The organism is Candidatus Bathyarchaeota archaeon (assembly GCA_018396705.1).
GTDB lineage: Archaea > Thermoproteota > Bathyarchaeia > Bathyarchaeales > Bathycorpusculaceae > DRVP01.
On record JAGTQZ010000004.1, the window covers coordinates 188,409 to 214,207 of the forward strand.

General features: G+C 43.6%; 27 protein-coding genes. 13 read left to right on the forward strand and 14 right to left on the reverse strand.

Annotated features, from left to right (window positions below):
* The first annotated feature begins 45 nt into the window (after positions 1-45).
* Together KEJ24_04795 and KEJ24_04800 are read left to right on the forward strand one after the other, a co-directional pair.
* On the forward strand, positions 46-1,395 hold the full coding sequence (locus tag KEJ24_04795; GenBank protein MBS7647132.1) for a dihydroorotase family protein: 1,350 nt from the start codon (positions 46-48) through the stop codon (positions 1,393-1,395).
* On the forward strand, positions 1,392-1,877 hold the full coding sequence (locus tag KEJ24_04800) for a Mut7-C RNAse domain-containing protein (GenBank protein ID MBS7647133.1): 486 nt from the start codon (positions 1,392-1,394) through the stop codon (positions 1,875-1,877). The genes KEJ24_04795 and KEJ24_04800 overlap by 4 nt, the downstream gene beginning before the upstream one ends.
* Here the strand turns inward: KEJ24_04800 and KEJ24_04805 are convergent.
* The gene (locus KEJ24_04805; protein MBS7647134.1) at positions 1,874-2,131 is read right to left on the reverse strand and encodes a DNA-directed RNA polymerase subunit K; all 258 of its coding nucleotides are present in this window, start codon (positions 2,129-2,131) and stop codon (positions 1,874-1,876) included. The genes KEJ24_04800 and KEJ24_04805 overlap by 4 nt on opposite strands.
* Positions 2,132-2,170: 39 nt before the next feature.
* A complete protein-coding gene (locus KEJ24_04810; protein ID MBS7647135.1) occupies positions 2,171-3,802 on the reverse strand; it encodes a TCP-1/cpn60 chaperonin family protein in 1,632 nt (543 codons plus the stop codon).
* A gap of 239 nt (positions 3,803-4,041) precedes the next feature.
* On the opposite strand from KEJ24_04810, the gene KEJ24_04815 reads away from it, so the two are divergent.
* Positions 4,042-4,407 (forward strand): hypothetical protein, encoded by a 366-nt coding sequence (locus tag KEJ24_04815; protein MBS7647136.1) that lies wholly within the window; start codon positions 4,042-4,044, stop codon positions 4,405-4,407.
* Between the two features lie 71 nt (positions 4,408-4,478).
* The gene (locus KEJ24_04820) at positions 4,479-5,165 is read left to right on the forward strand and encodes a rhomboid family intramembrane serine protease (GenBank protein ID MBS7647137.1); all 687 of its coding nucleotides are present in this window, start codon (positions 4,479-4,481) and stop codon (positions 5,163-5,165) included.
* A 153-nt stretch (positions 5,166-5,318) separates the two neighbouring features.
* On the opposite strand, the gene KEJ24_04825 is transcribed toward KEJ24_04820, so the two are convergent.
* From KEJ24_04825 to KEJ24_04860, 8 genes are all read right to left on the reverse strand, one after another.
* Positions 5,319-5,648, reverse strand: a complete 330-nt coding sequence (locus tag KEJ24_04825; GenBank protein MBS7647138.1) for an Rpp14/Pop5 family protein — start codon at positions 5,646-5,648, stop codon at positions 5,319-5,321.
* Positions 5,645-6,382, reverse strand: coding sequence for a hypothetical protein (locus KEJ24_04830; GenBank protein MBS7647139.1), 738 nt, complete (start codon positions 6,380-6,382; stop codon positions 5,645-5,647). The genes KEJ24_04825 and KEJ24_04830 overlap by 4 nt, the downstream gene beginning before the upstream one ends.
* Positions 6,379-6,825 (reverse strand): hypothetical protein, encoded by a 447-nt coding sequence (locus KEJ24_04835; protein ID MBS7647140.1) that lies wholly within the window; start codon positions 6,823-6,825, stop codon positions 6,379-6,381. Before KEJ24_04835 ends, KEJ24_04830 begins: the two co-directional genes overlap by 4 nt.
* 9 nt (positions 6,826-6,834) lie before the next feature.
* On the reverse strand, positions 6,835-7,113 hold the full coding sequence (locus KEJ24_04840) for a ribosomal protein L13e (GenBank protein MBS7647141.1): 279 nt from the start codon (positions 7,111-7,113) through the stop codon (positions 6,835-6,837).
* Between the two features lie 5 nt (positions 7,114-7,118).
* A complete protein-coding gene (locus tag KEJ24_04845; GenBank protein MBS7647142.1) occupies positions 7,119-7,694 on the reverse strand; it encodes a 50S ribosomal protein L15e in 576 nt (191 codons plus the stop codon).
* 122 nt (positions 7,695-7,816) lie between these two features.
* Positions 7,817-8,497 (reverse strand): TIGR00289 family protein, encoded by a 681-nt coding sequence (locus KEJ24_04850; GenBank protein ID MBS7647143.1) that lies wholly within the window; start codon positions 8,495-8,497, stop codon positions 7,817-7,819.
* Between the two features lie 6 nt (positions 8,498-8,503).
* Positions 8,504-9,862 (reverse strand): NAD(P)/FAD-dependent oxidoreductase, encoded by a 1,359-nt coding sequence (locus tag KEJ24_04855; GenBank protein ID MBS7647144.1) that lies wholly within the window; start codon positions 9,860-9,862, stop codon positions 8,504-8,506.
* A 55-nt stretch (positions 9,863-9,917) separates the two neighbouring features.
* Entirely contained in the window at positions 9,918-10,421 is a 504-nt protein-coding gene (locus KEJ24_04860; protein ID MBS7647145.1) for an Lrp/AsnC family transcriptional regulator, read from the reverse strand.
* A gap of 393 nt (positions 10,422-10,814) precedes the next feature.
* On the opposite strand from KEJ24_04860, the gene KEJ24_04865 reads away from it, so the two are divergent.
* The gene (locus KEJ24_04865) at positions 10,815-11,066 is read left to right on the forward strand and encodes a hypothetical protein (protein ID MBS7647146.1); all 252 of its coding nucleotides are present in this window, start codon (positions 10,815-10,817) and stop codon (positions 11,064-11,066) included.
* Positions 11,067-11,085: 19 nt separating this feature from the next.
* On the opposite strand, the gene KEJ24_04870 is transcribed toward KEJ24_04865, so the two are convergent.
* On the reverse strand, positions 11,086-11,316 hold the full coding sequence (locus KEJ24_04870) for a hypothetical protein (protein MBS7647147.1): 231 nt from the start codon (positions 11,314-11,316) through the stop codon (positions 11,086-11,088).
* Positions 11,317-11,402: 86 nt separating this feature from the next.
* Entirely contained in the window at positions 11,403-12,530 is a 1,128-nt protein-coding gene (locus tag KEJ24_04875; GenBank protein MBS7647148.1) for a site-2 protease family protein, read from the reverse strand.
* A gap of 156 nt (positions 12,531-12,686) precedes the next feature.
* Here KEJ24_04875 and KEJ24_04880 point away from each other — a divergent pair, with 156 nt between their 5' ends.
* Complete coding sequence (locus KEJ24_04880) at positions 12,687-14,996, forward strand: hypothetical protein (protein ID MBS7647149.1); 2,310 nt, start codon at positions 12,687-12,689, stop codon at positions 14,994-14,996.
* 41 nt (positions 14,997-15,037) lie between these two features.
* Positions 15,038-16,453, forward strand: coding sequence for a hypothetical protein (locus KEJ24_04885; GenBank protein ID MBS7647150.1), 1,416 nt, complete (start codon positions 15,038-15,040; stop codon positions 16,451-16,453).
* A 40-nt stretch (positions 16,454-16,493) separates the two neighbouring features.
* Here KEJ24_04885 and KEJ24_04890 read toward each other — a convergent pair whose 3' ends face one another.
* A complete protein-coding gene (locus tag KEJ24_04890) occupies positions 16,494-16,688 on the reverse strand; it encodes a hypothetical protein (protein ID MBS7647151.1) in 195 nt (64 codons plus the stop codon).
* Between the two features lie 115 nt (positions 16,689-16,803).
* On the opposite strand from KEJ24_04890, the gene KEJ24_04895 reads away from it, so the two are divergent.
* Entirely contained in the window at positions 16,804-17,445 is a 642-nt protein-coding gene (locus KEJ24_04895; protein MBS7647152.1) for an MBL fold metallo-hydrolase, read from the forward strand.
* Here the strand turns inward: KEJ24_04895 and cofE are convergent, their stop codons facing one another.
* Positions 17,446-18,219: a coenzyme F420-0:L-glutamate ligase gene (cofE, locus tag KEJ24_04900; protein MBS7647153.1), complete on the reverse strand. Its 774-nt coding sequence runs from the start codon at positions 18,217-18,219 to the stop codon at positions 17,446-17,448.
* 173 nt (positions 18,220-18,392) lie between these two features.
* Here cofE and KEJ24_04905 point away from each other — a divergent pair, with 173 nt between their 5' ends.
* The 5 genes from KEJ24_04905 (at position 18,393) to KEJ24_04925 (ending at position 25,796) form a co-directional block, all read left to right on the forward strand.
* Positions 18,393-21,050 (forward strand): PKD domain-containing protein, encoded by a 2,658-nt coding sequence (locus KEJ24_04905; protein ID MBS7647154.1) that lies wholly within the window; start codon positions 18,393-18,395, stop codon positions 21,048-21,050.
* A gap of 76 nt (positions 21,051-21,126) precedes the next feature.
* The gene (locus tag KEJ24_04910; GenBank protein MBS7647155.1) at positions 21,127-22,755 is read left to right on the forward strand and encodes a type II/IV secretion system ATPase subunit; all 1,629 of its coding nucleotides are present in this window, start codon (positions 21,127-21,129) and stop codon (positions 22,753-22,755) included.
* Positions 22,733-24,436 carry a type II secretion system F family protein gene (locus tag KEJ24_04915; protein ID MBS7647156.1) on the forward strand — a complete coding sequence of 568 codons (1,704 nt, stop codon included), beginning with the start codon at positions 22,733-22,735 and terminating at the stop codon, positions 24,434-24,436. The genes KEJ24_04910 and KEJ24_04915 overlap by 23 nt, the downstream gene beginning before the upstream one ends.
* 13 nt (positions 24,437-24,449) lie before the next feature.
* A complete protein-coding gene (locus KEJ24_04920; GenBank protein MBS7647157.1) occupies positions 24,450-25,301 on the forward strand; it encodes a hypothetical protein in 852 nt (283 codons plus the stop codon).
* 12 nt (positions 25,302-25,313) lie between these two features.
* The gene (locus KEJ24_04925) at positions 25,314-25,796 is read left to right on the forward strand and encodes a hypothetical protein (protein MBS7647158.1); all 483 of its coding nucleotides are present in this window, start codon (positions 25,314-25,316) and stop codon (positions 25,794-25,796) included.
* Positions 25,797-25,799 lie beyond the last annotated feature (3 nt).

Sequence of the window (25,799 nt, forward strand, 5' to 3'; positions counted from 1 at the left end):
TTTATCTAGATAAAGCGCCTCTTTTCCAACAAGAGGCGAAAACTGTTGATTGTTGACCTGATTCTAAAGGACCTAAAGGCCTACGTAAATGGCGCTGTGCAAGAATGTTGCATAGCCATTAAAAATGGCGTTGTCTACAAGGTTGGACGAGAAGCCCAAATGCCCAAGGCTGATAACATGCTCAGCCTTGGAGGGCTTCTAATATTGCCAGGCTTAATTGACGCTCACGTGCATTTGAGGGATGAGGGAAAAGCCTACAAAGAAGACTTTTACACTGGAACAGCGGCGGCCGCCGCCGGTGGCTTCACAACAGTGTTGGATATGCCCAACAACACTCCAGTCACAATGAGCGCTGAAACCTTAAGTCGGCGGATGGAAACAGCGAAGAGAAAAATTCTGGTTAATGTAGGTTTTTATTCCGAGTTTCCCAGAAGAGTGGAGGAAATTGACACTATAATCAGGGAAGGTGCTGTAGCCTTCAAGCTTTACCTAGGCGAACAGATAGGCGGACTAAATATAGACGACGATGACGCTTTGATGGAGGCATTTAAAACGGTTGCGTCCAGAGTGCCAATTTCAGTACACGCTGAAGATAAGAGTTTGCTTAGAAACGTTGAGGAAAGGCTTACCAGGGAGGGACGTGGTGATGTTGAGGCTTTTCTTGAGGTTCACTCGGTGGAGGCTGAAGCTAAAGCTGTGAGGCGCATGGTAGAGATTGCCGAAAAAACCAAAGCCAAAGTGCACTTCTGCCACATAAGCACAAAAGATAGCTTAGAAACAATTTACAAGGCGAAAAAGGCAGGGCTGCCGATAACATGCGAGGTTACCCCCCATCACCTATTTTTGTCTGCTGAAGACTTAAAGCATTTGGGAGCCATGGCTTTAACTGCTCCCCCTTTTAGAGACAAAAGCCACGTTGACGCCTTATGGGCTGGCTTAAGGCATGGAATAATTGATATACTTAGCTCAGACCATGCGCCCCACGTGTTCGCTGAGAAAAATGCCGAAAATGTTTGGGGAGTCAAAACTGGTATACCTGGACTTGAAACGTCGCTTCCGTTAATGCTGACCGCTGTTAATGCCGGATTGCTTGGAATTGCAGATATTGTTAGGCTGATGGCTGAAAATCCCGCCAAAATATTCAAACTGAAGGGGCGGGGAGTTATTGAGGAGGGCCGCAAGGCTGACTTGGTGGTTGTTGACTTGGAAAGGGAGTATTTCATAGATACGTCCAGGTTCCATTCAAAGGCTAAGTTTTCGCCTTTCCATGGTAAACGTGTTAAGGGTAAACCGGTGAAAACTTTTGTAGGCGGAAGACTTGTCATGGATGACGGCGAAATAGTTGCTCAGACGGGATGCGGCGAAGTAATCCTTGGAGGAGGTGCTAAGACTTGAAATTTATTGCAGATAGTATGCTTGGAAAACTCACCCGCTGGCTTCGCATGCTCGGACATAACGTGAAGTATTCTAACAAGCTGGACGATGCCCAACTTATAGGCATAGCCAAAAAAGAGCGGAGAATTCTCCTAACAAGGGATTTAGAGCTTTACCAACAAGCTACAGCAAAAGGCGTGCAAGCCTTCTACGTTGATGGGCCGACGGAAACTGAAAACTTGGCGAAAATAGCCCAAAAATTTGGCATAAGCCTAGACGTGGATATGTCGCGGTCGCGTTGTCCAAAATGTAATACTCAAGTCAAACCAATACCAAAGGAAAAGGTTGCGGGCAAAGTTGAAGAGAACACATACACTCACTACAACGATTTCTGGGAATGTCCAAAATGCGGCAAAATCTACTGGCAAGGAGCCCACTGGACTAGAATAAGGAAAACTCTTGAAACTGCTAAGGAATTAAGTAAAAATGCGAAAAAAGTCTAGGAGGCGGATTTTTTCTTTTCGCCTTCCAAAAGCCACTTTAACGGTATATCTTGGTAAGTGCCGTCGGGCAGCGTTCGCCTAATAGTTATTGGCAGTATTCCCGCTTCGAGCTCTTGGAGGGCTATATCTATTGGGCTTGCAGAGCTTTTCGGCGTTTCGATAAGAATAGGGGCACCCATGGCTATTTGTAAGGCTCTAGCCCCCACTATCCTTGCTTTCTCGAAGCGGGTGAGCTTTGGGGGTCCTATCAAGATTTTTTTCTCTTTTTGGGACGTCTTCCATTACCCCAGCGCCTAGAATTCGCCTTCAGGCGGGCCCTTGGGCGGCGTTGGGGGCATTTTGGCTTTTCCAGCAGCGATAACATCGTCAATTTTGAGTATCATCGAAGCAGCTTCTGTTGCAGATTTCACTACTTGCTTCTTTACTGATATTGGCTCAAAGACTCCCGCTTCTCTCATGTCCTGAACTTTTCCAGAGTGAACTTCAATTCCGGCCCATGTTTCGCCTTTTTCATGTTTTGCCCTTAGCTCTGACAAAATGTCTATTGGATCTAATCCGGCGTTTTCAGTTAGGGTCGCCGGTATAACCTCTAAGGCATCTGCAAAGCTTTTTACAGCCAGTTGCTCTCTGCCTGGAAGGGTTTCCGCATACTTCTTTAGAATGCGGGCTATTTCTAATTCTGGGGCTCCGCCGCCAGCCAAAATTTTTGGCTCTTCGACAACGTCTCGGACTACGCAGATGGCGTCGTGTAGGGAGCGTTCCGCTTCATCCACAATGCGTTCAGTTGCGCCTCTGATGAGGATGGTTACTGAGCGGGGATTCTTGCATCCTTCTACAAAAGTCATTTTATCATCGCCAACTTTGCGTTCTTCGACAACGCTTGCAAACCCTAGATCTGCTGGTGTCATGTCATCCAAGTTTGTTATTATTTTTCCTCCAGTAGCCTTGGCAAGCTTTTCCATATCTGACTTTTTGACCCTTCTCACAGCGAGGATTCCTTTTCTGGCTAGGAAATGCTGTGCCATGTCATCTATACCCTTCTGGCATAAGACGACGTTGGCGCCCACTGCGACGATCTTCTCCACCATCTCCTTTAGCATTGCTTCTTCCTGTCTAAGGAAAGCTTCCATTTGCTCTGGGCTTTCAATGTTAATTTTTGCGTCAAATTCTGTTTTTTCAATTTCCAACGGCGCGTCAAGCAGGGCGATTTTTGCGTTTTCCACGCGTTTAGGCATGCCGGAGTGAACGACTTCTTTGTCCAAGACTATGCCGTTTATTAGCATTGTATCCCTTATCGATTCGCCGGGCTTTTTCTCAACTTTCACATCGTCAATGTCTACCTTGTATTTGCCGTCCACGTTTTCGGCGACTTGCAGGACTGCTTTAACAGCCAGTTCAGCCAAATATTCCCTACTTTCAGCTACAAGCTTGCTTGCCATGGAAGTCATAGCCGCTTTCTTCAGATATTCTGGCGATTTTATGTCCACTGGTATGGCTATTTTCTCGATGGTTTCAAGAGCCTTCTCCATGGCCTTCTTGTAACCATCAATTATGATTGTTGGATGAATATTCTTTCCTATAAGTTCCTCAGCTTTTGCTAACAATTCTCCAGCCAAAATAACCGCCGTTGTGGTACCGTCTCCAGCTTCATTGTCTTGAGTTTTGGCTACTTCCACCATCATCTTGGCTGCTGGATGCTGTACATCCATTTCATCTAAAATTGTGCGTCCATCGCTGGTTATCGTGACGTCGCCGAAGCTATCCACAAGCATTTTATCCATGCCTTTCGGGCCGAGGGAGCTTTTCACTGTTTCTGCTATTATGCGCGCCGCCATGATGTTGGTGTGCTGGGCTTCTCTGCCCCTCGAACGGGTTGAACCCTCTTTTAACACTAGAACTGGGATTCCAGATGCGGGTGAAGACAAACCAACAACCTCCTAATGCGTCTCAATGAAAAACAGCATTACAATATAAATTTTTCCTTAGTTACGCTTAGTTAGACATGTTTCCAGAGACAATTAAAGGTAACTTTTCAACGTAGACTCACGTAATGCGTTGTTTGGAACGCTCCAAAATGCTCAATGCGGCTTTGTGTTTTTATGTTGTACGTTTATCCAAAAAAGTTTATTAAATATTAAGATTTTGAATACGTGGAGCTGTTCACATGACGTCGACAAAACATGCATCAAACCCGTACTTTCAAGAAAAGGATAAGGCGAACAGTTTAACGTGTGATAAATGTGGAGAGGTTTTCGGAAAACCTATCTTAGTAACAGTTTCTTCCAACAGCTTTTCAAAAACTTCTTATTATGCTTGCCCCCGTTGCCTGACAAAAGTTAAAGAAGCAGCCCCGCATCCAGATGTTGAGGCAAACATAAAAGGTTCGATTGAAGTTTCAAAAAGTGAGGACTGTGGGAAAACTAAAGAAGGCTGTCCGCATTTTCTCGGGTTTTTGAAGAAACGTCCCAAAAACATGCCAATTCCAGACGGGTGTTTGACTTGTGTTAGAATGATTGAATGTTTAACTTAAAAGTTTACAGCCAAACAATACGCTAGACTTAAGTGCAGTAATGTATAAGGCAATCTGGTGAGGACTTAAAGTTGCTTCCGCTTAAGGACTTAAACCGTCCTTCAAGGACACCCCATGTAAACCGTATGCTCCTTATGATTAACATACTCATCTTCCTATTATATTGGCTCTCAGAAGAGGGACTTTTCCTTCCAAAAATTGCCAGCCAAATTGAACGTAGGTTTGTTATGTATCCCCAAGAGATTGTGCAAGGAGAAAGACTTTATACGCTTGTAACGTCCATGTTTATGCATGCTGACTGGTGGCATTTACTCGGCAACATGCTCTTTCTTTACATTTTTGGAGACAACATTGAGGATATTTTCGGTCACGGCGGCTATTTTGTCTTTTACATAATTTGTGGCGTAACAGCAGCCTTCACCCATATACTAAGCCTATATTTGGGTTTAACCTCTCCTGCGGATTTCACGAGAGGCGTTGTTGGAGCTTCCGGCGCGATTTCCGGAGTGTTAGGCGCCTATATCGTACTTTTTCCAAAAGCTAAAATACTAACATGGGTTATCTATTTTATACTGCCAATTCCAGCTGTTTTGTTTCTTGGTTTCTGGTTTCTGCTCCAATGGTTTTACGGATTGTTTGAAATCGGAAGCCAAACAGCCTACTGGGCGCACATAGGCGGCTTCATAATGGGCATGATTTTGGCAACTGCCTTCGGATTGGAAAGAAAACAGAAAAGAGAACGAAAACACCACCAGTAAGACATTGATTAGGGAAAAGGGGTCCGCCCGTCATGAGTTCCTCATAGGGCATCAATCAGACTGGGACGGCTACATCATCCCCCAAGCCTAATACGTGATTTGACTAATTAATGTGTTGCGGTCAAAGATATTGAGGTTAAAAGCAATACAGCTTCAATGAGTCTTGATTCCAATTTTTTTGTGAAGTGCTTTAAGGGTTCCAGAAACCGTTATGATCCGCACAGCTGCTGGTTTAGCTGCCATTCCAGTTATGAAGGCTATGGCTGCTCTAAATTTATCAATTTCAGTGTGGGTCGCACGGATTATGGCAAGTCCTTTGTCTGCGTCATAATTAATTAATGTTAGACCCATTTTACTTGCACCATATTCACCATAAAGCCTCAAAATGGTCTCCCAAACAGCGTCCATAAACTCTTTTTGGCTTATTTTCTCATTTGAATCGATTTTAAGCGCAAAGTATCTGCGTCTAACTTTGTCCCTCATGGACAGTCGCTTCCCTCACGTATTAAGCGGATGCCAGGCGCAATGAACCTCGGGCTTAGCTTTTCACGGTTCCTCTCAACTATAGCCAATGGATTCTTTGAGACAGCCTCTAAAGTTGTGAGCTTGTCAAGGTCGAAGAGTGATGCTATGGCCGCCATTTCTAGGGGCCTCCGCATCTGTAATGAGTTTGTAGCACCGCTTGAAATGACAATCGACACATGGTAATCTTTGGCTATCGCAGCTTCTCTCCTCAAGGTTGCCAATAGCCTAATTCTAGCTGGGCCTTTCAGAGTGAGCAATGGTTTTATGTCAATTTCAAGGGCAGCGTTGCTGTCTGAGGCAAGCTCCGCCTCTGCCTTGTCAAAAAACCTTATTCTGGGATCCGCTGATGGAAAGTTTAGGATATCTACCCTGTGATCTTTTGCGGCTTGCCGTGCAACTTCTTTCGATTCACATATTACTGCGATTAATTCAACTTTTCTTCTGTACCTCCTCAATTGTTGCAAAAGTTCTTTCGCTGTTCTTGGTTTTAAGTCGAGACGGGATGCAAAATCCAGGTTGGCCTCTCTGCATGTTGACCTTAATTTTTGGGCGAAAGCTTCTATTGAAACTATTGGAAGCGGCACAGCCACCAAGCGGTAGCCAAGCTCCGAAGCCTTTATAAGCATTTGTTCCGTCTTTTCTGTATCGCTTAGGTTTGGCAGCAAGTGCAAGTCTGCAAAACGTCGTTTCATGGAATTAACCCAATTTCTCTACAGAATTCCACTATTTCCTTCGGATTTGCCCTTCTAAAGTGAATCCGTAAATGTATGGGGTCTGCCATGCAAAGTTTAACCTCGTTTAAATAGGCTGACTGTTTGTCAAGTCTCAAATATAGACATCCCTTATCAAGATGTTGTTCAATTTCGCTGGCCAGAACTTTCCTGTCTAAACTGTTTAGGGTTGAAGTCAATTTCTGCAAAAAAGCTTGGATGGTCTCCTTCTCCCTTATTTTTGCTTCAAAAAGCGTTATCGGGTTTCCATGGTGTCCACTCAAGTTTGACTTTTTAAAAGTTATGTTTTCAGAAACCTGCGGTGGAAATATGTTCCGTGCAGCTGTAAGAACTTTGTCTTCGTCTTCCGTTGCATGGGCGAATACTCTTATTTCAATGTAATTTATGGGGACTTTAGAGGACAAAACTGCTCATCACGTTTCTCTCTTTTCCTTCTTTCCTCTTTTAGTTTTCTCCTTTGCTTCTTCTTTTTTGGATTTAGTTTTTTCGCTTTTACCTTCCTTTTCTAAAATCTTCTTGAGGTTTTCAATGTTTTCCGTGTGCACTGTTCTCCTTCTTGAGTCCACTGGTATTCTAAGCATTAAGGCTTGTTTTTTGTTTAATCCTGCCTCTTTCAACTCGCCTAGACTGAAGCCCTTCCCCGTACGCTGTTTCCCATTTTTCTTGAAAACCAATGGCCTAACAATGTGCATAAATGTTACTCCTTTGTAGCTGCTTTTTTGCTTGGTCTAGCTTTTTCTGCACCTCGTCCTTTCTTCCGTAGGCCCCTAACTTTTTTGCCTGCGCTTGTCAACCCTCTGAAGACGCGGCCCCTGTGCTGTTTTTGGCATATCCAGTTTACGTCTTTATCCGATTTTATAGCTGGATGACTGGGGTCAACCATTATAACTTCAAACCATTTGAAGCGTCCGTCTTCGCCAACCCAGTAAGAGTTTAAAACCTCAAGATTCGGAAACTTTCTTGCAGCTTGTTCCTCAGCTATAAGCCTCAAACTTTTAGCTGGCTTGTATTTTCTAACACCCATCCTTTTTGGTCTTCTTCCAGACCTTGGCCGCTGTTTGCGTAGCCCTCCTCGTCTCACGCGTACGCGGACTACAATAAAGCCTTGCTTAGCCTTGTATCCAAGCTTTCTGGCTCTATCTAAACGTGTGGGCTTTTCGATGCGAACCACCGCAGGTTGTCTACGCCAATCTATGAGTCTCTGCCGCATCAACTCTTCAACAAAGGATTCTCCCGGCTTTTTCCAAGCTTCCGCAATATACTTATATGCCAATCTTTCACCTCGCCCCTAGTTTATGGTTCAACCAAACCGGTTACATCCCAGCGGATTTTTCATCCGCTCACGGGCTTCAAGATTCATCAACTACAAAATAAAGTTTTCCAAAAAGCAAACGCTTACTTACCCAACTTGTCTTCAAGCTTGGCATTTTTAACAAGTAGATATCCACTCTGGCCTTTCCAAACAGTTTCAGCTTCGACAATTCTCAGTTTTTTACTAAAAAATGGGGCGTCAAGCACTAAAGTTTCATACTCACCCCCCTCCCCCACAAGAGAAACACCGAATGCTCTTTTCAAATCAATTAAAGCCTTAACTGTATCCGCGTTAATTCTTCTGCCGAGCCATTCTTTTGAAAATCCATAGGCGTAGATGCCTGTGATAATAACTTCAAAATTTAGAGCTAAAATTTCTTCCAAAATTTTCTGTTCGTCTTCCCCCCAAAGTGGGGCTATAAACTTTAAGTTTAATTGTTCACAGAGCTTCTCTATTCTTGTTTTTTGGTAGTTGGATGCGATAGCACCGCAAACTAGTCCCTCAACGTCAAGTCTGGCAACCAAATTTTTCAGATCTTCAACTTCAACTTCCTTTATTCCTGAAGTTTCGCCTTTTATAAGGGGCAACCCTACAGCCTCAGCGAACAAATTTATCAGATGCATGTTGGGATAATGGAACATCCAACTGTCCTCCCTCGCCGGAATCATACTTACAAGATATTTTACCTCATAGCCGCCTTTCAGAACCCTGTAGAGGGCGAGGGTGGAGTCTTTTCCACCAGTGGCTAAAACTGCTACTCGCATGATTTTCTACTCTAAAAGTTTTGACTTTGCCTCGTTAAACAGCGCCTCAGTTTTTAGACGCCACTTTTCAAAATCCTTCGGCGTTTTTGGATAACTCCTATAGTGGGCCTTAACTTTGTTCATGAGGTTTACGGTGATCCTTAACTTGTTTAAGAAACCGATGCGCCTGATCCCTTTAAACACCCGTTTGGCTGTTTCCGTTATTTTGAGGCTAAAGTCTTCGCCTAGACCAGCCCTTAAAACGTCCTCTTCTGTTAGCAATTGATATTTCATGCCATAGTTTAGATCCTCATCCTTGCATGTTAACAGCAGCAGCCTGAAAACATCAAGCCCAGCCTGCTTAGTCCCGTAATTCTCCATATACTTAAGGTTGTATGACCACAAACTGTTTTGGCTAACGTCGCCCTTTCCTAAGGCTTCAACTATGGTTTTTCCAGCCAAATAACCGCTCAACATGGATGGCCCTATACCACCGCCATGAATTGGATTTACAAGACATGCTGCGTCTCCTGTTATTATTACGCCGTTTCCAACCATGTTGTCCAACGGTCTACGAGTAGGATCATACCACGCGCCAGCATGCAGTAACAGCGACTCTTCAAAAATGGGTTTGGTTAAAACGTAATCATAAAACTGTTTTTTTGGATGTGGAAAGTCACCCCGCATGCAGATGCCTAAACCAGCGTTTACTTTTGCGCTGCCTTTGTAGAAAATCCAAGTATAGCCTCCTGGTGTCACTTTCTGATTAAGGTAGATTTCACAATAGCTTTTGTCCGTGGTTTCCTGCTTTAACTGCCTTATCTCCCTATAGCAAGCCTCAACATCCTCTTTTAAAATTTCGTTCTCTATCATCATTTCCCTTGGAAGCTTTCGTCTTATAACCGCTAAGAAACCGCTTGCATCCACAATGGTTTTTCCTTCAAATCGAAGTTTTTCACCAGTCTTCATGTTTTTTGCCGAGACTCCAATCACGTAGCCTTTCTCAATTACTGGTTCAAGACACTGAGTGGAGTCATACAGTGTTGCGCCTTCATCCATCGCCAACTTCAAAAGCCATTGCCCGAAAAGTCGTCTATTCAGCAAGTAACCAGAAAAATCTTCGTGTTTAACAGTGAAAACGGTTTCTAAGTCAGGCGAGTAAATTTTGACCCCCTCTATTTGTTTTTCAAGTTCGCCATGTTGGGGCGGCGTCAAACCTAAAGCCTTTAGATGATGCTCACCTAGGGCATCCCCGCAGATTTTTTCACCTATTTCTCTTTGGCTTTTTCTTTCAATTATGCAAACTTTTAATCCGGCCTCGGCTGCTGTTTTTGCGGCTAAACAGCCAGCTGTCCCGGCGCCTACGACTACGACGTCGTACCTCATTTGCAAGTCTCCCTTTCCGGTTTGATTTTACAACTTTTCGCCTAGTACTAAACTTTTACTTCTTCTTAAGTCCTCTCAATGATATTGGTATAGCGGTTGTCTCCTTTAAAGTGTCAAAAACCATGCAAGTCAAAGTTTTCTCTATGCCTTTAACTGTGCGGAGTTTATCCACCACAAACTTTCCAACGGCATCTACATCCTTCTCCTTGACTTTTATTAGGATATCCCAATCCCCAGATATTATGTGAACTTCTTGAACTTCTGGAAACTTTGATATTTGCTCTGCAATAGCCCTCTGGGATAAAGGTGCCTCTTCCTTGTCTGTTCTGTAGGAGAAGGACGCCAAAATGAATGCTGTTACTCCGAAATCCAGTTTTTTATGGTTTAGGATTGCCCTATACTCCTTTATTATGTCTTGCTGCTCCATCCGTTTCATTTTTGCGAAAACCGTCGTTATAGGCGAGCCTATTTTTTGGGCTATTTCTCTAGCTGTCATGCGGCAATTTTCTTGCAGCAACGCTAATATGGCTAAGTCCTTTTCGTCAAGTTTAGCTTCCATGTGTAAAAATTACAGAAACTCAAGCTTAAATAGTTATCCATTTGAGAAAGTGCATAATTTAAATGAAAAATTTAATAATTACTGACTGTATAAATTTAAACCTACCGAGGTTGCCACGCTACAGACGTTTCAGATGCAGCGAAACCCCAAAAGTTCCGAGAAGATTCTCAGAATCAGAAGGGTGCTTGGGCATTTTAAAGACTAACAGGTTTATTTGCGGATTTGAAAGCGTTTTGAACGTCGTTCCATTCCCAAAGGCTGCTGGAATATCATTTCTATGACAAAATTGTGTTAAAGTATTTATTTGCAATCTAGATTAGTGATTCATAATTGTTAATTATATTTATGGGTGAAGTGGGGAACGTAAAGCCAAAAAGGAAGGCGTAAGGGCTGATGATGAAAAGAGTTGCCGCCAAAAAAACGGCGGTTTACCTAATTGACTTGACAAAAATTGATGGAGACGGTGCATTTCGATGCCCCAAATGTGGGGTGATAATATCTCCAGACGATGAAAGTGATGAAATATACGAGATAGTGGACACGAAAGTTGTAGGAACAGAGTTGGCGGAGCTTGTTCTACAGTGCAAGAAATGTGGCAGCACCATAAGGCTGGTTGGTTTCCTGCAACAACAAACCATAATTTAGCCTGCAAAATTGGCAGCTTTTAGAAACTATTTTCTCTTTCAAATTTTCGGCTTACAGTAACAAAAACAAGCCATAATATAACCCCATAGAAGGCAGCGTTGAAAACTGCGCCGATCCACTCTCGATGTTCAGTTGCAAAGTTTCCGATTAAGCTGCAAAAGATGTTTCCTGGAAACATAGGCGTCGGGATTAGAAGCGACGCTGCTAAGAAAATTATGAAGAAAACCAGTAGGATGGGTGTTCCTTTCAAAGTTTTCACTTGGGTGTTTGTTTATGTCCATATGTTTCCAGCATATTGATATTTAATAAACATTACTGTACAATTGAAGAACAAAACTACAATCCCAAGAAAAACTCTTTGAGAAAGATAATTAACTCGTACACTAAGTCAAACAGAAATGAGGAGAGAACGAAAATTGCCACTAGAATGATCACCAAAAGCTTTCTACTCCCGGAGAGTTCTGAGACATCGTCAAGGGGGCCTGGGTGTCTAAACATGGACATAAACATGACAAAAATGGCCATTGGTAGGCTTACGAAGGCTAGGAATGCTATCGAAAGAACTGTTAAAACAGCACGGGTTTTCTCGCCGAAAAGGGATCTGGCAACGTGGCCTCCATCAAGCATGGCTGCTGGCATCAAATTAAGCATTGTGACAAATAGGCCTACCCATCCAGCAAAAGCCACTGGATGCAATTTGATTACTTGAATATAGTCTGGTCCAGGCTGATTCTGCATTGGAGGTTGTGGTTTTACAAAAAGCAGGGCTATTCTGAAAAAAAGTAATGCTGGAAGAGTTGAGGTTTCTCGCGGAACCCAATCGTAAACTGAAAAGTGTAACCCGATAACTGTAACTATGGCAGATACTATGAAGCCAAATATTGGACCGCTTACGCCGATGTCGAAGAGCGAGTCTTTGTTCGGTGGAAGCGACTTCTGCATTATCACTGCTCCGAAAGTTCCTATACCCGCAAAGTAGCCTAATGGTGGCGGCCCGGGTATAAAGTATGGTGGTGTAGCCTCCACTCCCTCTTTGGTAGCTGTCAATTTGTGTCCAATTTCATGCAGTCCAAGAACCGCCATTATGGCTATGGTGAAGGTTAATCCGCCGACCAGCGGGTCAATAAGTCCTTCGGATAAAATGTATCCAGTTACAAATGTTGTTCCTATGGTTGCGAACAGAAGCAACCAATTAACGAGAACATTACTCGGCTTGGATGGCGGTTTCTGCAAAATCTTTAAGATGATTCTTCCGTCGATTTTTCGCAGAACTGCCATTAAACCCATTGGTTCCAAAGTTTTGAGCAAGCGCAGAAAGGACTGTTTTGTTTCCTGGGGCTGTTTTAAATAGAAGGTTGGAACACTGTGTTCTAATAGGGCATCCTCTATCTGGAAGTGCATGGAAACCGTTTCCTTTAGTTTTTCAAACTCTGCTTGAGTTGTTATGTTTGTTTCTTCGGTCATGGCTTTATTTTCCTTTGAGGTTGTGACTGTTTTAGTAAATGTTTCGTGATAGAAAAGTTTATTGGATGGTGATCGTCGTTTTCAGGTTCGGATTCTGAACCCCTAAAAACTTTTTAATAACAAAACATCGCACAAACCATCTGAGCGTGAAACAAAATGAATAAGAAAAAATTAGCACCATTAGTCATGACCAGCCTATTAATAATATCAACACTGCTAGTAGTTGCATATCAAGGCATCGTGAGCGGTAGCCCCGATCCACAACACACAGCAACAGTCACACCCACAACAACCACTGTTCCAACAGTCAAACTTACATTTAACGTAACATGTAAGGCTGAATCTATAAATAAAACAAGCATAATTCTACCGACAGGCTTTACTCGGATAAGCGCACGTGCCTTAAATGACACAGGTAACTGGACCTGCTCGTGGGTAAGTGGGACAAATTCTTACAACTTCTCCATAGGGGCGGGTAGCAATGTCCCAGATTTGGTAGCAAATCAATGGACTAGATTTGAGGTCACTGTGCAGTGGTCGGCTACTCCACCGATAACCGTCAAGTTTGGTGTAGACACATTTAGTGAGACTACTGCAAGTGCTAACAACACAATTTGGCTTACCGTAACCTTTAACCCTCAATTCGCCGCCACAATAACACCATCCCTTGTTCAGGGCGGCAAAAGCTACAATTTCAATGTAACAGTTAAGAACCTAGCCTCGAGTACCGGTCTCGGAGTGGTTAACATAACTTATCCAGACGGGTGGACTTTTAACGCTATAGTGAATTATGGCGGCAGCAGACCGTGGTCAGCAATCCACGACGCATCTGCTAAAACCTTTAAGCTTTCAGGTCCAAACCTACTGATAGGCGAATACGTCTGGATATTAGTCAACATGACCACACAATCGTCAACTGCGGATCCCGTTAATTGGACTGTCGCAGCTTGGGATATAAGTGGAACTCCTCTCGGAACCCGCAACCTCCCCGTAACCGTTGACGGAGACCCTCCAACTATCGCAATAAGCCAGCCTCCATCTGGTGGTTATTATAGTGTCGGCGCTGGGAAGAGAATATGGATAAATGGGACGGTGAAAGACGACCTAAACATAACAAAGTATGGAATAACTTTGACCATTAATGATACAAGATTCGAGCGTGTGGTCTACACAATGGGCGCCAACCACTCCATATACCAATTCGCTTTTGCCAACAAAACAGCAATTCCAGACGGCAAACTTGTTGTAAAGATAACTGCTGTGGATGCTTCTGGGCGTACCAAGTCAGAGGAGAGAACAACTACAATCGACAACACTGCACCAAAGCCGGTATACATTAAAGTTCTAGATCAAGGTGATGGCGAACTGCCATACGTTTCCGGCGTATACTGGATGGGAGCAAACACAACACATATACGAGTTAAAGCTGCATTCTATAACCCCGCCATACCCATAACTGGCTATATCTACCTTAACTCGACACGCTATGATTTTAGTAACGAAACTGCCACAAATCCAGCCCTTAATGTGACTGGCTCCAACTATGTGATTCTCAAAATAACCCTAGTTGACAGTGCCACGCCAACCAAAAACAATTTCACGAGAACATGGGAAATCAAAAGAGACCAAGTAAAACCGTCCGCTCCAACGTTTACGGTTCAGCCAATCTGCGGCGGAGCAATAGTAAAGGCTTTGACGGCAACAGATAACGTTGGAGTTTTAGGTTTCAAAGTTTACATTAATGGAACCCCTGTAACAGTAACTCTTATGGAACTTAAGGCATCAACATTAACCAATGTAGGCGATCATCGAACATTTTCCGGCTTCCTAGTCCTCAATTTGGAGAGCTATGCTGGCAAAGCTGCAAACATAACTATCGCGGCTGTGGACTACGGCTCTAACGTGGGTTCAGCAGTCTCCACGGTAATTTCAGTTCCAAAGGGCACATGGCATCCAGTTGAGCTCTACTCAGGATGGAATCTGATTTCACTCCCTCTGATTCCAAACAGCACGGCGGCATCTGACATTTACTCGCTGATACTAAAGCAGGGAGAAGATGGAGTAACAGTCACCTACAACTTTGATAACACGGCTAAATCATGGATCATGAACCCAACCACCATGACCGATGGGAAAGGCTACTGGATCCACATGAAAGCCTACGACGTCCTAATAGTGCAAGGCTTGCCAACACCAGAACCGCCGGCCCTGCCAACCACGTACCATCTGCCAGCAGGATGGTGTCTTGCAGGATTCACCGAAACAACCGACATGGCTGCAGACGAGTATCTGGAAAGCCTTGAACCGGGAAGCTACTTCCGATGGCTTTACGTGTGGAATGCGGCAACGCAAAGCTGGACCATGATTGACACTAAATCAGGGTCTGCTGATACACTGTATCCAGGGCAGGCCTTCTGGATATACCTCTACCAAGACCAAGACTTGATCCCGCCAATCTCACCATAGCCCCACTTTTCTTTACCCTTTCCAAATATGGAGGCAAAGATATGAAGAAACCCCTAAAGTTTATAACGGTTGCCCTAACAGCATTGTTAGCTGTAACTCTTTTTATTTCGTTGGCTAAGTCTCAAGTGCCACCAATCCCCATGACAATAGACGGTTATGTGCTGGTTCGTAGAGTAGATGGTACAAACAAAACAGTTCCAGCGGGATTTGCTGTCTATGCAAAAGAAGGTACAACAGTGATCAATGTAAAAGATCCGCAGAATAGGTCGATAACAGATTCAAACGGCTATTTTGTATTGGGAGCCGCCGCATCTTCCGACGGTGTGAAGATAGACCTTTGGGTTAAAAACGTTAACGTTACAAGAATAACTTTCCACCAAGGAACCTTTCTTACACTAAACTTAACAGTTATTGATACAACCCCGCCGACAATTGAAATAGTGTCGCCGCAGCCGAACGAAAAACTTCCATCAAACCAGCCTGTGTGGATTAATGTCACGTTAATAGAAGACTTTGCGCTAGTTAATGAGACGATAAAACTAACATTAAACGAAACCGAATTAACACCAACCTACGACGCTGAAACTGGAATGCTTTACTGCCAAACAAGCCCATTAAGCATCGGGCTATACAATGTAAGTGTATTTGTTGAAGATTTGGCTGGAAACAACGCATCCAAAACATGGGGCTTCACGGTGGCTGAAATTATTCCGCCAACAGTAACAATCATCAACCCGACATTTGCAAACCCATTATATATTCAATCCGGAAAAACCATCCAAGTAACATACAATTACACCGAAGAAAACCCCAAAAATGTAACATTAGCAGTTTACAATGCAACCCACACCATAGCTTCTAAAACTGTAACTGAGCTATTAGGTGGACAAGATGTCCAAAGAACCGATGAAATAACAATACCCGCTGGAACAGCCGACGGAAACTACAACCTACGCGTGGTGCTTTCAAACATTTACAACTTAAATGCAACAGTCGTCCAAGCAGACGCTGTAATAGTCGACAACGAAGCTCCAACTGTTTCAAACCCGTATCAAAATCCACCAGGTGCAATTGTGCAGCCGAACCAAATAGTTGACATAGAACCCGGCCAAAATATAACGATCCGTGTAAACGTAACAGATGCAAATCCAATAAAAACTGTAAAAATATACTACAACACTACAACACAGCAATGGCAATCAATAGAAATGACAAAAACCACCTCAAACCAATACGAAGCAACCATCCCCTCAAGCCAGCTACCTGTCTGCACAAAACTTTATTACTACATTGAAGCTGTGGACGCTGCGGACAACAAAGTCCAAACTCCAACAGCAGGAGTCTACTTCCAATCTCATATAGTGCCTGAATATCAAAAATCCGTGTTAATAGCCCTGCTGTCAGCAATCACGTTGATAACCGCTCTTGCAAAAAAGAGGAAAAGAAATAGCTCATAACCCTCTTCTTTTTCTCAAGTCTCAATTTGAACAATCCATTTTATTTCCCGAAAAATTTTCTTTTCTTCTTGTTGCCTATCGGGTAGGTTTGGCGGAGTTCAAAGCATGTGCCGCAGCCTTTGCATTGAACATAAACATGTTCACGTTTAAAGCCAAGCCAAAAGCCTTCTCGGGAGCCGCATTTTGGACAGTAAGTTATCTGGGCTGAAGAAGCCAAAACCTCCTCCAACTTCAAGCTCTCCAATCTCCTAAAAGGAGAAAGCCAAACTAACAATTTATAGGTTGCTGCTTAAACCAAAATATTCTTTTATCTCTAGGGTATCAAAGTTAAGCTGCTTGAGAGGGCCACGATGAAAATTAAAACATTCACGGTTGGAAAACTTTACACAAACTGTTACATAGCCGCTTGTCCAGAAACAAGAGAAGCAATAATAATTGATCCAGGCTTCGAGAAAAACTCCGAAGCAGCTGAAATCTTCAGGTTTGTTGAGGAGAACGCATTAAAATTAAAGTTTATTGTGAACACTCATGGTCATCCAGATCATGTTTGCGGGAACGGCATAGTTAAAGAGAAATTTAACATTCCAATTCTTGTTCATGAAAAGGAAAACTTCATGTTTGAAACTGTCGGCAGAGCCATGGCAAGATACTTCGGCTTTAAAGCCTTCTCGCCACCGGCGGACAAACTCCTCAAAGACGGAGATACCGTAAACTTTGGGAAATCATCCTTAAAAGTCCTACACACTCCGGGACACAGCCCGGGAAGCATATCTCTGCTAGGCGAAAAAGAAGTTTTCACAGGAGATACTCTTTTCGCTGGTTCGATAGGAAGAACAGACTTGCCGCAAAGCTCAGACAAAGAAATGAGGCGTTCCCTTGAAAAACTGGTAAGTCTCCCCGACTTTTTAGTTGTGTATCCTGGACACGGGCCGGCGACAACAATTGGCGAAGAAAAATGGAACAACCCATTTCTAAACCTGGACTGGCTGTAACTATAAAGCGTCCCTAAAAAGATCTTCTTCACGTGTAATCTGCAGTCCTCTAATACTTGATTTTTCACAGTATTCCACGAGGTTTTGTAGACCCTTGAAAACCACGACCGGTGTAGCTTCTGTGGCTTGTCCCATGAGAAGTTCAGCTGCAGCTGCAATTTCGTCGACGACGGCTACATTCTTAACTTTCAAAATATAGCCAAAAAGATCTTGTTTTCCTCTATAGTCTTTGAGTGGTTTAACTCCTGAAACACCGATTGCGAAGTTCACTTGTCCACGCCTAAAGGGGCGACTGTAAGTGTCGCATATAACTACCGCCACATCCTTGCCAGTTAAACGCTTTATTTCTTCACGGCATCTTTCAGCTGAAGCGTCAGGATTTTCGGGGAGAAGCGCATAAGCGTCAAAACCTTCAATGTTTGACTTGTCTATCCCCGCGTTTATGCAAACTAGCCCACGCTTGTCTTCTACAAGCAATGTTTCAGCTGAAACCTTCAAGAGTTTCCGCGTCTCCCTTAAAACCAGTTCCACAAACTTTGGGTTTCTGCCAGTTTTTTTCGCTATCTCTTCAGCTTTTTCTGATGGATTGATGTCTTGAAGTCTTACAACGCGCCCCTCCGCCTTCGAGAAAACTTTTTGGGCAACAACTATCACGTCACCGTCTTCTATTTTTACACCATTTTTCCCAGCGGTCTCTACAATTATTTTTGCAAGGTTATCCCCCGGCTTTATTAGGGGAAAATTTTCAAGGGCTATGGCAGTGAAACTCTTCAACGTTTTACACCATTTCTTTCCTAATGGAAGTTTTCAAGCTAAAACAGTTACCTCACATCTCCTTCTTTAAAAAGATTGAGCGTCGATATTTTCAAGTTTAATTCGAAATTCATAACCTTTAAACAAGCTTTAACGGAAGGATAGTTTAGCCAAGTCTGGACGGATGCATCCGCATGACAAAAAGGAAGATAAACGTTTTAATCATTCTACTTACTCTGGCCTTTAGTCTTCTTTGTTGCCCCCTCAGGAACCTGTTTCCAATCGCAAAAGCAACATATGTAGAAGGCGAAATCGGGATAGACACCGTTTGGACCCTTGTAGACAGTCCATTTGTTGTTTCTAAAAATGTCACTGTTCGCGAAGGGGTCACTTTAACTATAGAACCGGGAGTCGAAATAAAGTTTGGCGGACCTTTCTCGCTCATAGTTAATGGAAAGCTGGTTGCAAAGGGAACTGATGATAAATGGGTAAGATTTACGTCCAACAAAGACGATTCCAAAACTGGAGATTGGGGAACACTGCTGTTTAACGGAACATGGCAATCTTCATCACTTTTAGAGTATTGTGTTGTGGAGTATGGAACAAACGGCATAACCGTGAATGGCGGCACGGTAACACTTCGGAAAAGCGTTATCCAACTTAACCTCAAAAATGGAATTGAAGTGTTGAAAGGCTCAATCACCGTAGAACAAAATGTTATACGAAACAACGAAGCAGGTATAACTGTTTCTGGTGGAGATGTAACCATACACGGAAACGATTTGACATTGAATGAGGATGGCATAGTTTTAACCGGTAATCTGTCAACATCCAGTGTAACCGTGTATCAGAACAACATCTTTTCAAACAAAAATGACGGTGTATCCATAACCATGAATTATGGAGGTAGCATTTCAATCATAAACAACAGGATATATTCAAACCTCTACGGTTTTCACGTTTCAACCGATGTTGCCACCTTCATAACGCGCAACTATATTTACAATAATGCCATAGGTGCTTTTTATGAGCAAGGTCAAGACCACGTAATACGATTCAACGACATTTATGACAACAGTTTAGGCATGGATATTTCGTCCAACGCTACTGTAGACGCCTCCAAGAATTATTGGGGCGACAGGAGTGGACCATACCATGCGACGTTAAATCCGCTTGGAAAAGGAAACCCTGTAGGCGGCAACGGAGTTAACCTAGACTTCCTATTCTTCCTAACCGCTCCAATAGATTATACAAACTCTCCACCTAAAGCGGTGTTGTGGACAGATAAAACTGTAGTGGCTTCTGGCCAAGAAGTCACGTTTATCGGCTCCTTTTCTCATGATGATGGGCGAGTTGACCAGTACTTCTACGACTTTGGAGATGGAAGCAATAGCGATTGGACAACTTTGTCGCTTTTCATTCACAAATACAGCAGTACCGGAGAATATCATGCAAGCTTAAGAGTTATGGATGACTTTGGAGACATAAGCCAAACGGCCTCTGCAACAGTTTACGTTGTCAATCTACCATCTCTAAATGTAAAGTTAACTCCGGACAGATCCACTGTTCACAGTAACGAAGAAATTCCGATAACAGTTTACGTATCAAATAATAACGGGCCGGTGGAAGGTGCAAACGTCACATTTTTCTCGGTTAAAGGGGGCAGGGTTTCACCGTCAAGTAATTTAACCGATTCGTCTGGCCGTCTCACGGCGATTTTTCACGCTCCGAACGTTACGGATATAACTGAAATTCGCATTATTGCAAGGGCTTCCATGGAGGGCTACGCGGACGGCTCAAGCTTTGTCTATTTAAAAGTCATTCCGCCATTGACAGTTAACGCCTATGCAGCCCCTCAAACAGTTCAGTCGGAAGAATATTCAACGGTAAATGTCCAAGTAAAATGGAGCGGAATTCCTGTTCCAGAGGCGCTAGTTACCATATCATCAGCTGGTGGAGGAGAATTTGTTGAAACTGAGAAATTGACAGATTCAAAGGGTGAGGCAGTGTTCACCTTCAAAGCTCCACCAGTATCCAATGAAACAAACATAGCAATCACAGCGCACGCATCCAAGACCGGCTACTTGGATGGGGAAGGACAAACCGTTATAACTGTTAGACCAAAGCTTTTCTCACTGCAAGTTATTGCCGAGAAAGAAACGATAATTTCGGAAGAAACTGTAAATGTAACGGTCAACGTTAAACATGAGGGATTTCCAGTTGAAAACGTAAGCGTTACCATCTCAGCGGATCACGGCGAATTCTTCACAGCAACAATGGTGACAGACGCCCGTGGAAACGCAACATTCACTTTTAGGGCACCCCCAGCACTGCAAGAAACAAGCATAACAATAACAGCTATCGCTTCAAAGCTCGGCTACGCCAGCGCTGCAGGCTTTACGCTGTTAACGGTTAAACCTGGAAACCTGTCAATAGCCATTCTTCCAAACACCTATTCTGTAGCTTCTAGAGAACAGGTTAGCATAACAGTTTATGTCAAATGTGACGGCCGGCCGGTGGCGAACGCCACCGTTAGAGTGGAGGCCAGTGGTGGAATGTTCGCTGAGACGTCAGCTTCAACTGATCAAGAGGGCCGCTGTGACTTTACATTTTGGGCTCCAGAAACACATGAATCTATCTCTGTAATTATTAGCGTGAGCGCAGCGAAATCCGGATACATTGAAAAGGTTGAGCAAATAGGCTTGCAAGTAATCCCAGAGGCTGGCGGCATTCCTTGGACGACTCTATTGTTGGTGTTGATTCCAGTGGTGCTTGCAATAATGTTTGTGGTGCTTGTTAAGCTTGGAGTCATCACAATCTCGGTTGGCGAGGAAGTGGAGGAGACGGAATAAAAACTTGGAAGATTTCGTAAGACGTAATATTTAATAACCCACGTGTATAAATATATAACAGAAATACGGGAGAAAGATGCCCAAGCTGCAACTTAAGAGCAAGCTTTCGAAACTTAAGAAAATAAGAATAAAATTCAACATTGGAAAGCCTAAACATTTAGCCATCCCGCCACCTCCGCCGAAACCCTTGCCAAAAGGTTTCAAAGTTGTTGAGCGTTATCCTCTCTACGAACCCTTCGCTCATGTAGCTATAGTTCAAAACCCAAAGACGGGCGAATACAAGTACATATTGGATGAGCTACAACTGGATCCGCTTGAAAGAAGTGTCTACAACCGCATACTAGAAATCCTTTTAGCCGAAATAGAGTCTCCCAAGGAGGAGATAAAAGATCCTAGAAAGTTCTTCGCCGAGGAAGCCAAAAAAATCGTTGATAAATATCGCATAAGCCTAGGTTGGCTTCCAGATGTTTCATGGTACAAAATCCTCTATCACGCTGAAAGAGACCTTGTGGGCTTTGGTAGAATCGACCCGCTGATGAGGGATCCGAACATTGAAGACATTTCATGTGACGGTGTAAACAAACCCGTCTACGTTTGGCACAGAACCTACGAAAGCATCGAAACAAACCTTGAATTCGAAACAGATGAAGAGCTTGACAACATGGTTGTAAAGCTTGTACACATGGCTGGAAAACACGTAAGCTCAGCCTTTCCCATAGTGGACGCTTCACTGCCAGGAAAACATAGGCTGGCCGTTTGCTATAGGCGAGAAGTAACACCCTTCGGAACAGCCTTCACAATACGAAAGTTCAGAGAAGATCCATACTCTATAATAGACCTGATAAACTTGGGAACATTCTCCGAAGAAATGGCCGCGTATTTCTGGATGTGCCTAGAAAACAGGGCCTCAGTAATGGTTTTGGGCGGAACCGCCGCCGGAAAAACAACAGCCCTAAACGCTTTGGCATGCTTAATCAAGCCTGGAAGCAAAATAATAACTATAGAGGAAACGGCGGAGCTTAACCTCCCCCACGAAAACTGGGTTTCATTAATAGCACGGCAAAGCTACGGCCTAGGCGGAAGCAGTGTCGGCGAAGTCACTCTCTTCGATCTCGTAAAAACCTCGATGAGACATCGTCCCGACATACTGATAGTCGGCGAGGTGCGTGGACAAGAAGCCTACGTGCTTTTTCAAGCATTAGCCACAGGCCACGGTGGCATGTGTACAATGCACGCTGAAAACTTGGATTCTGCAGTGAAACGTTTAACGCAAAAACCCATGGACATAGCGCCAGCCTACATTCCTTTAATGAACATTGTTCTATCTGTTCAGCGTGTTCACTTAATGAAAGGCGGTGAGAAAAAAGCCTACCGACGTGTGATGAACGTTAACGAAATAGCTGACTACGAGGATTACCGAACGGTTTTCAAATGGCACCCAGCCAAAGACGAACATATTCCAGCTTTAAACAAGAGCATAATGCTTGCCAACATTTCAGAACGCTTGGGCGTCAGCAAAAAGGACTTGCTTGAAGAAATCGAGAGACGCAAACAAATCCTCCGATGGATGAGAGAGCGCAATATAAGAAGCTACCGCGACGTAGCTGCAATAATTGCAGAATACTATGCAAGGCCAAAGCAGATTTACGAGAAAGTTCTCGCTGGAGGGGAGGTGAAGGCTATTGCCGTTGCTGGAAGCGCTTGAAGCCTGGTCCTTCCGCATTTTCGGACGGGTAGCTCCCTTTTTTCTCAAACATGTAGTTGAGTTTAAGGACTATTTGGAAAGAGCGAAAATCAAAATCTATCCCGAAACCTACGTTTCATTAATGCTTTTCCTAGCAGTTTTAACTGCTCCGGTCTCCATTCTTTCCATAATTCTGCTGTATTTTTACGGCTTTATACCGTTTGTTTTTCTGGTCCCCCTCCCAATCTACGTCATGATAGGCTTCTTCCTAATTCCGTTGTCGAGGGCTGGAGAAAGAGCCGCCAACCTTGAAAGGGAGATGCCATTTGCCGCCGCCTACATCAGCGTTATGGCTTCTGGAGGAATAGCCCCATACACAAGCTTCAAACGGCTGGCGGAAGTAGAGCTTATGCCAGCCATGCGGGCCGAGGCAAGAGAAATAATAAAAGACGTGGAGATTTTCGGCATAGACCCGCTTACAGCCATAGAAAATGCTGCTAAAAGAAATCCCCTAGACATTTTCCGGGATTTCCTTGCCGGCTATGCTTCAACAGTCATAATCGGCGGAGACATAGGCCACTTTTTGGAGAGGAAGGCTGAAGACATTTTTAAAACAAGGGCTTTGCGGGTTAAGGCTGCAGCGGAAAGGCTTGGCATGCTTCTTGAAACTTTCATAATAGTCATGGTTTTGATGTCGCTTTGCTTCTACATTTTGTTCAGTGTTGAATCCATATACAGTGTTGGCATTTCCATGTATTCAGGCATAATCTTATACACATATATTTTTACACCTATGCTTTCGTTAATGTTTGTTTATTTGGCTCACAGCATGCAGCCTAAAACACCCGTTGTAGAAATGCGGCCGTACAAAGCCTTTGGAATTTCAAGCGTTTTCGGCATAATGCTGCTGCTACTGCTGACAAACTTTTTTGGCTATATACCGCTGCCATTTTTCAGCCAACTTCAAAGCATAGTTGATTTGCCCGTAGCAATCGCTTTGGCGCTGTTCGTAGCCACTTTTCCAGCCGCCATTGTACACCAGAAAGTAAGCAGCAAAAAAGCCAGCTTGGAACAAGGCATAACCAGCTTCCTAAGAGACTTAACAGAAGTTAGAAAAACAGGTTTATCTCCGGAAAAATGTATTGAAAGCCTTGCAAACCGCGACTACGGCGAGTTCAGCAAGGAACTTCGCAAAATAAGCTCCGAAATTTCATGGGGCGTCCCGGTTAGAAAAGTGATCATGGACTTTGTTAAGCGGGTTAAAAGCTGGATGACTCAGCTTGTCATGTTCCTCCTTGTAGAAACGATAGACGTGGGCGGCGGCACCATAGCCATGATCGAGTCGCTTGCCAGATTCAACAACCTAACCCAAGAAGTTGAAAAAGAGAAGAAGATGGCTGTCCGCCCCTACATAATGATGCCGTACTTCGCTGCCATTCTTCTTGTGGCAACAACCGTGATGATGATCGGCTTCACCTCCGGCACGTTAGGCGTAGCTGAAACAGGACAAAAGAAGGATTTAGGTCCCATGATAACAACTTTTGTCACATCCGCCATTTTCCACAGCTACTTAATAGGCATAGTGGCTGGAAAAATAAGTGAGGAATCCATTGCAGCAGGCTTCAAACACGCTGCAATCCTCGTTATCATCGCTGTTTTAGCCGCCAAACTAGTGCCCATGTTCGTGAAGTTTGGCGCATAAAGGGGGTAAAATCTTGAAAATTAAAAATCCGGCATGTACAAAGTTGAAGAATAATAGCAAGGGTGTAAGCCCAGCAATATCTACAGTCATACTAACAGGTGCCATAGTAGTGCTTTTGCTTGTCACAATAGTCTTTGCAAATAACTTCCTAAGTGCAAGAATGACTGAAAACGAGTTCAGCGCCATGAAACAATTCATGCAAACAGTAGCCCTCCAAATAGACGACGTGGCATGGATACCTGGACGCACCCAAACAATTCGTTATGCAAGCAAGTATGGACACGTAAAGTTTGAAAATGACACATTAACTTATAGCGTTTACATTCATGATGGAACAAGCTACAGGTTTTTTGAAAACTTCACCACTGGCATCTTGTTGTTTAATGTGCCTATAAGCAGCTACACTATGGGCAATAACTATCACGAGAGGGTGTTTCCATCAAACGGTTGCTTCATGCAAAAAGGTACGTCAGCGCCAACATGCCATGTCTTTATTGTTGAAAAGTTGCCTATGGGTGATGGTAACTACATTAGAATTGTCGTTGCGCCATGTATAAGAGTCTTAAATTCAACTTTGGGCACGACAAAGTACTTCAGATTCTTTTTACCCATTCTTGTTTCAGGAAATCATCCTAGGCTTTCCCAGTCGGTAACTCTCGCTGGCACATCGGTTTCGGTTAAAACTCGAGTATGTAATGCTGTGAAGATAACTGTCAACTTTCCAAGGGAAAGCTTTCAAAAAGGAGGGTTCAGCGAGGATTTCTTTAGGTTTGAAAATATCACCGAAATTTTTGATGTCCCAGACGGCTCAATAATAGAGTTTTACACCGCAAGAGTGGTGGTTTCGCTTGGACTACATGGTTAGGAGGTGGTTGCTTTGGCGCATATAACCATTGAATATGTTATAATGCTTCCCATTCTAATAATGCAGATTATCCTATTCCCATTAACGGCAAGCTGGCTTATGAACGTATGGGTGGACTCGCGAAGAACCCTTACACTTCAGGAGGCCGCAAGCCACCTTGGGAGCGTCATCCAACAAGTCTACTTCACACTAAACCATAAGACTATAACGACTGGCAGCATGATCCAGAAACCTGACGTGCCGCCATTGATAGAGAACCTTCCCTACACTGGAAACGCGACGTTAAAAGCAGTTCTAGACTCATCAATAAACTCCAGCAAAATTCTAACCATAACACTTCGACTAAAAGAAACGGGAACAACCGTAACAACAACTGTTCTCTTGGGGCCAAACGTTGTCTGGCAAGAATCCACTTTCATAAGCAACTCTCCAGACGCTTGCATAATTGCCCAAAAACTTCAAAACAAAACAATCCTCCTACGCTTCGGGGCGTGATCT

Excerpts from the sequence above, each read along its gene's own strand:
- KEJ24_04850 (MBS7647143.1), bottom strand. The coding sequence starts at position 8,497 with ATGCGAGTAGCAGTTTTAGCCACTGGTGGAAAAGACTCCACCCTCGCC.
- KEJ24_04825 (MBS7647138.1), bottom strand. The coding sequence starts at position 5,648 with ATGAGGGACAAAGTTAGACGCAGATACTTTGCGCTTAAAATCGATTCA.
- KEJ24_04885 (MBS7647150.1), top strand. The coding sequence starts at position 15,038 with ATGAAGAAACCCCTAAAGTTTATAACGGTTGCCCTAACAGCATTGTTA.
- KEJ24_04895 (MBS7647152.1), top strand. The coding sequence starts at position 16,804 with ATGAAAATTAAAACATTCACGGTTGGAAAACTTTACACAAACTGTTAC.
- KEJ24_04875 (MBS7647148.1), bottom strand. The coding sequence starts at position 12,530 with ATGACCGAAGAAACAAACATAACAACTCAAGCAGAGTTTGAAAAACTA.
- KEJ24_04860 (MBS7647145.1), bottom strand. The coding sequence starts at position 10,421 with ATGGAAGCTAAACTTGACGAAAAGGACTTAGCCATATTAGCGTTGCTG.
- KEJ24_04905 (MBS7647154.1), top strand. The coding sequence starts at position 18,393 with ATGACAAAAAGGAAGATAAACGTTTTAATCATTCTACTTACTCTGGCC.
- KEJ24_04880 (MBS7647149.1), top strand. The coding sequence starts at position 12,687 with ATGAATAAGAAAAAATTAGCACCATTAGTCATGACCAGCCTATTAATA.
- KEJ24_04815 (MBS7647136.1), top strand. The coding sequence starts at position 4,042 with ATGACGTCGACAAAACATGCATCAAACCCGTACTTTCAAGAAAAGGAT.
- KEJ24_04855 (MBS7647144.1), bottom strand. The coding sequence starts at position 9,862 with ATGAGGTACGACGTCGTAGTCGTAGGCGCCGGGACAGCTGGCTGTTTA.
- KEJ24_04830 (MBS7647139.1), bottom strand. The coding sequence starts at position 6,382 with ATGAAACGACGTTTTGCAGACTTGCACTTGCTGCCAAACCTAAGCGAT.
- KEJ24_04865 (MBS7647146.1), top strand. The coding sequence starts at position 10,815 with ATGATGAAAAGAGTTGCCGCCAAAAAAACGGCGGTTTACCTAATTGAC.
- KEJ24_04910 (MBS7647155.1), top strand. The coding sequence starts at position 21,127 with ATGCCCAAGCTGCAACTTAAGAGCAAGCTTTCGAAACTTAAGAAAATA.
- KEJ24_04840 (MBS7647141.1), bottom strand. The coding sequence starts at position 7,113 with ATGCACATTGTTAGGCCATTGGTTTTCAAGAAAAATGGGAAACAGCGT.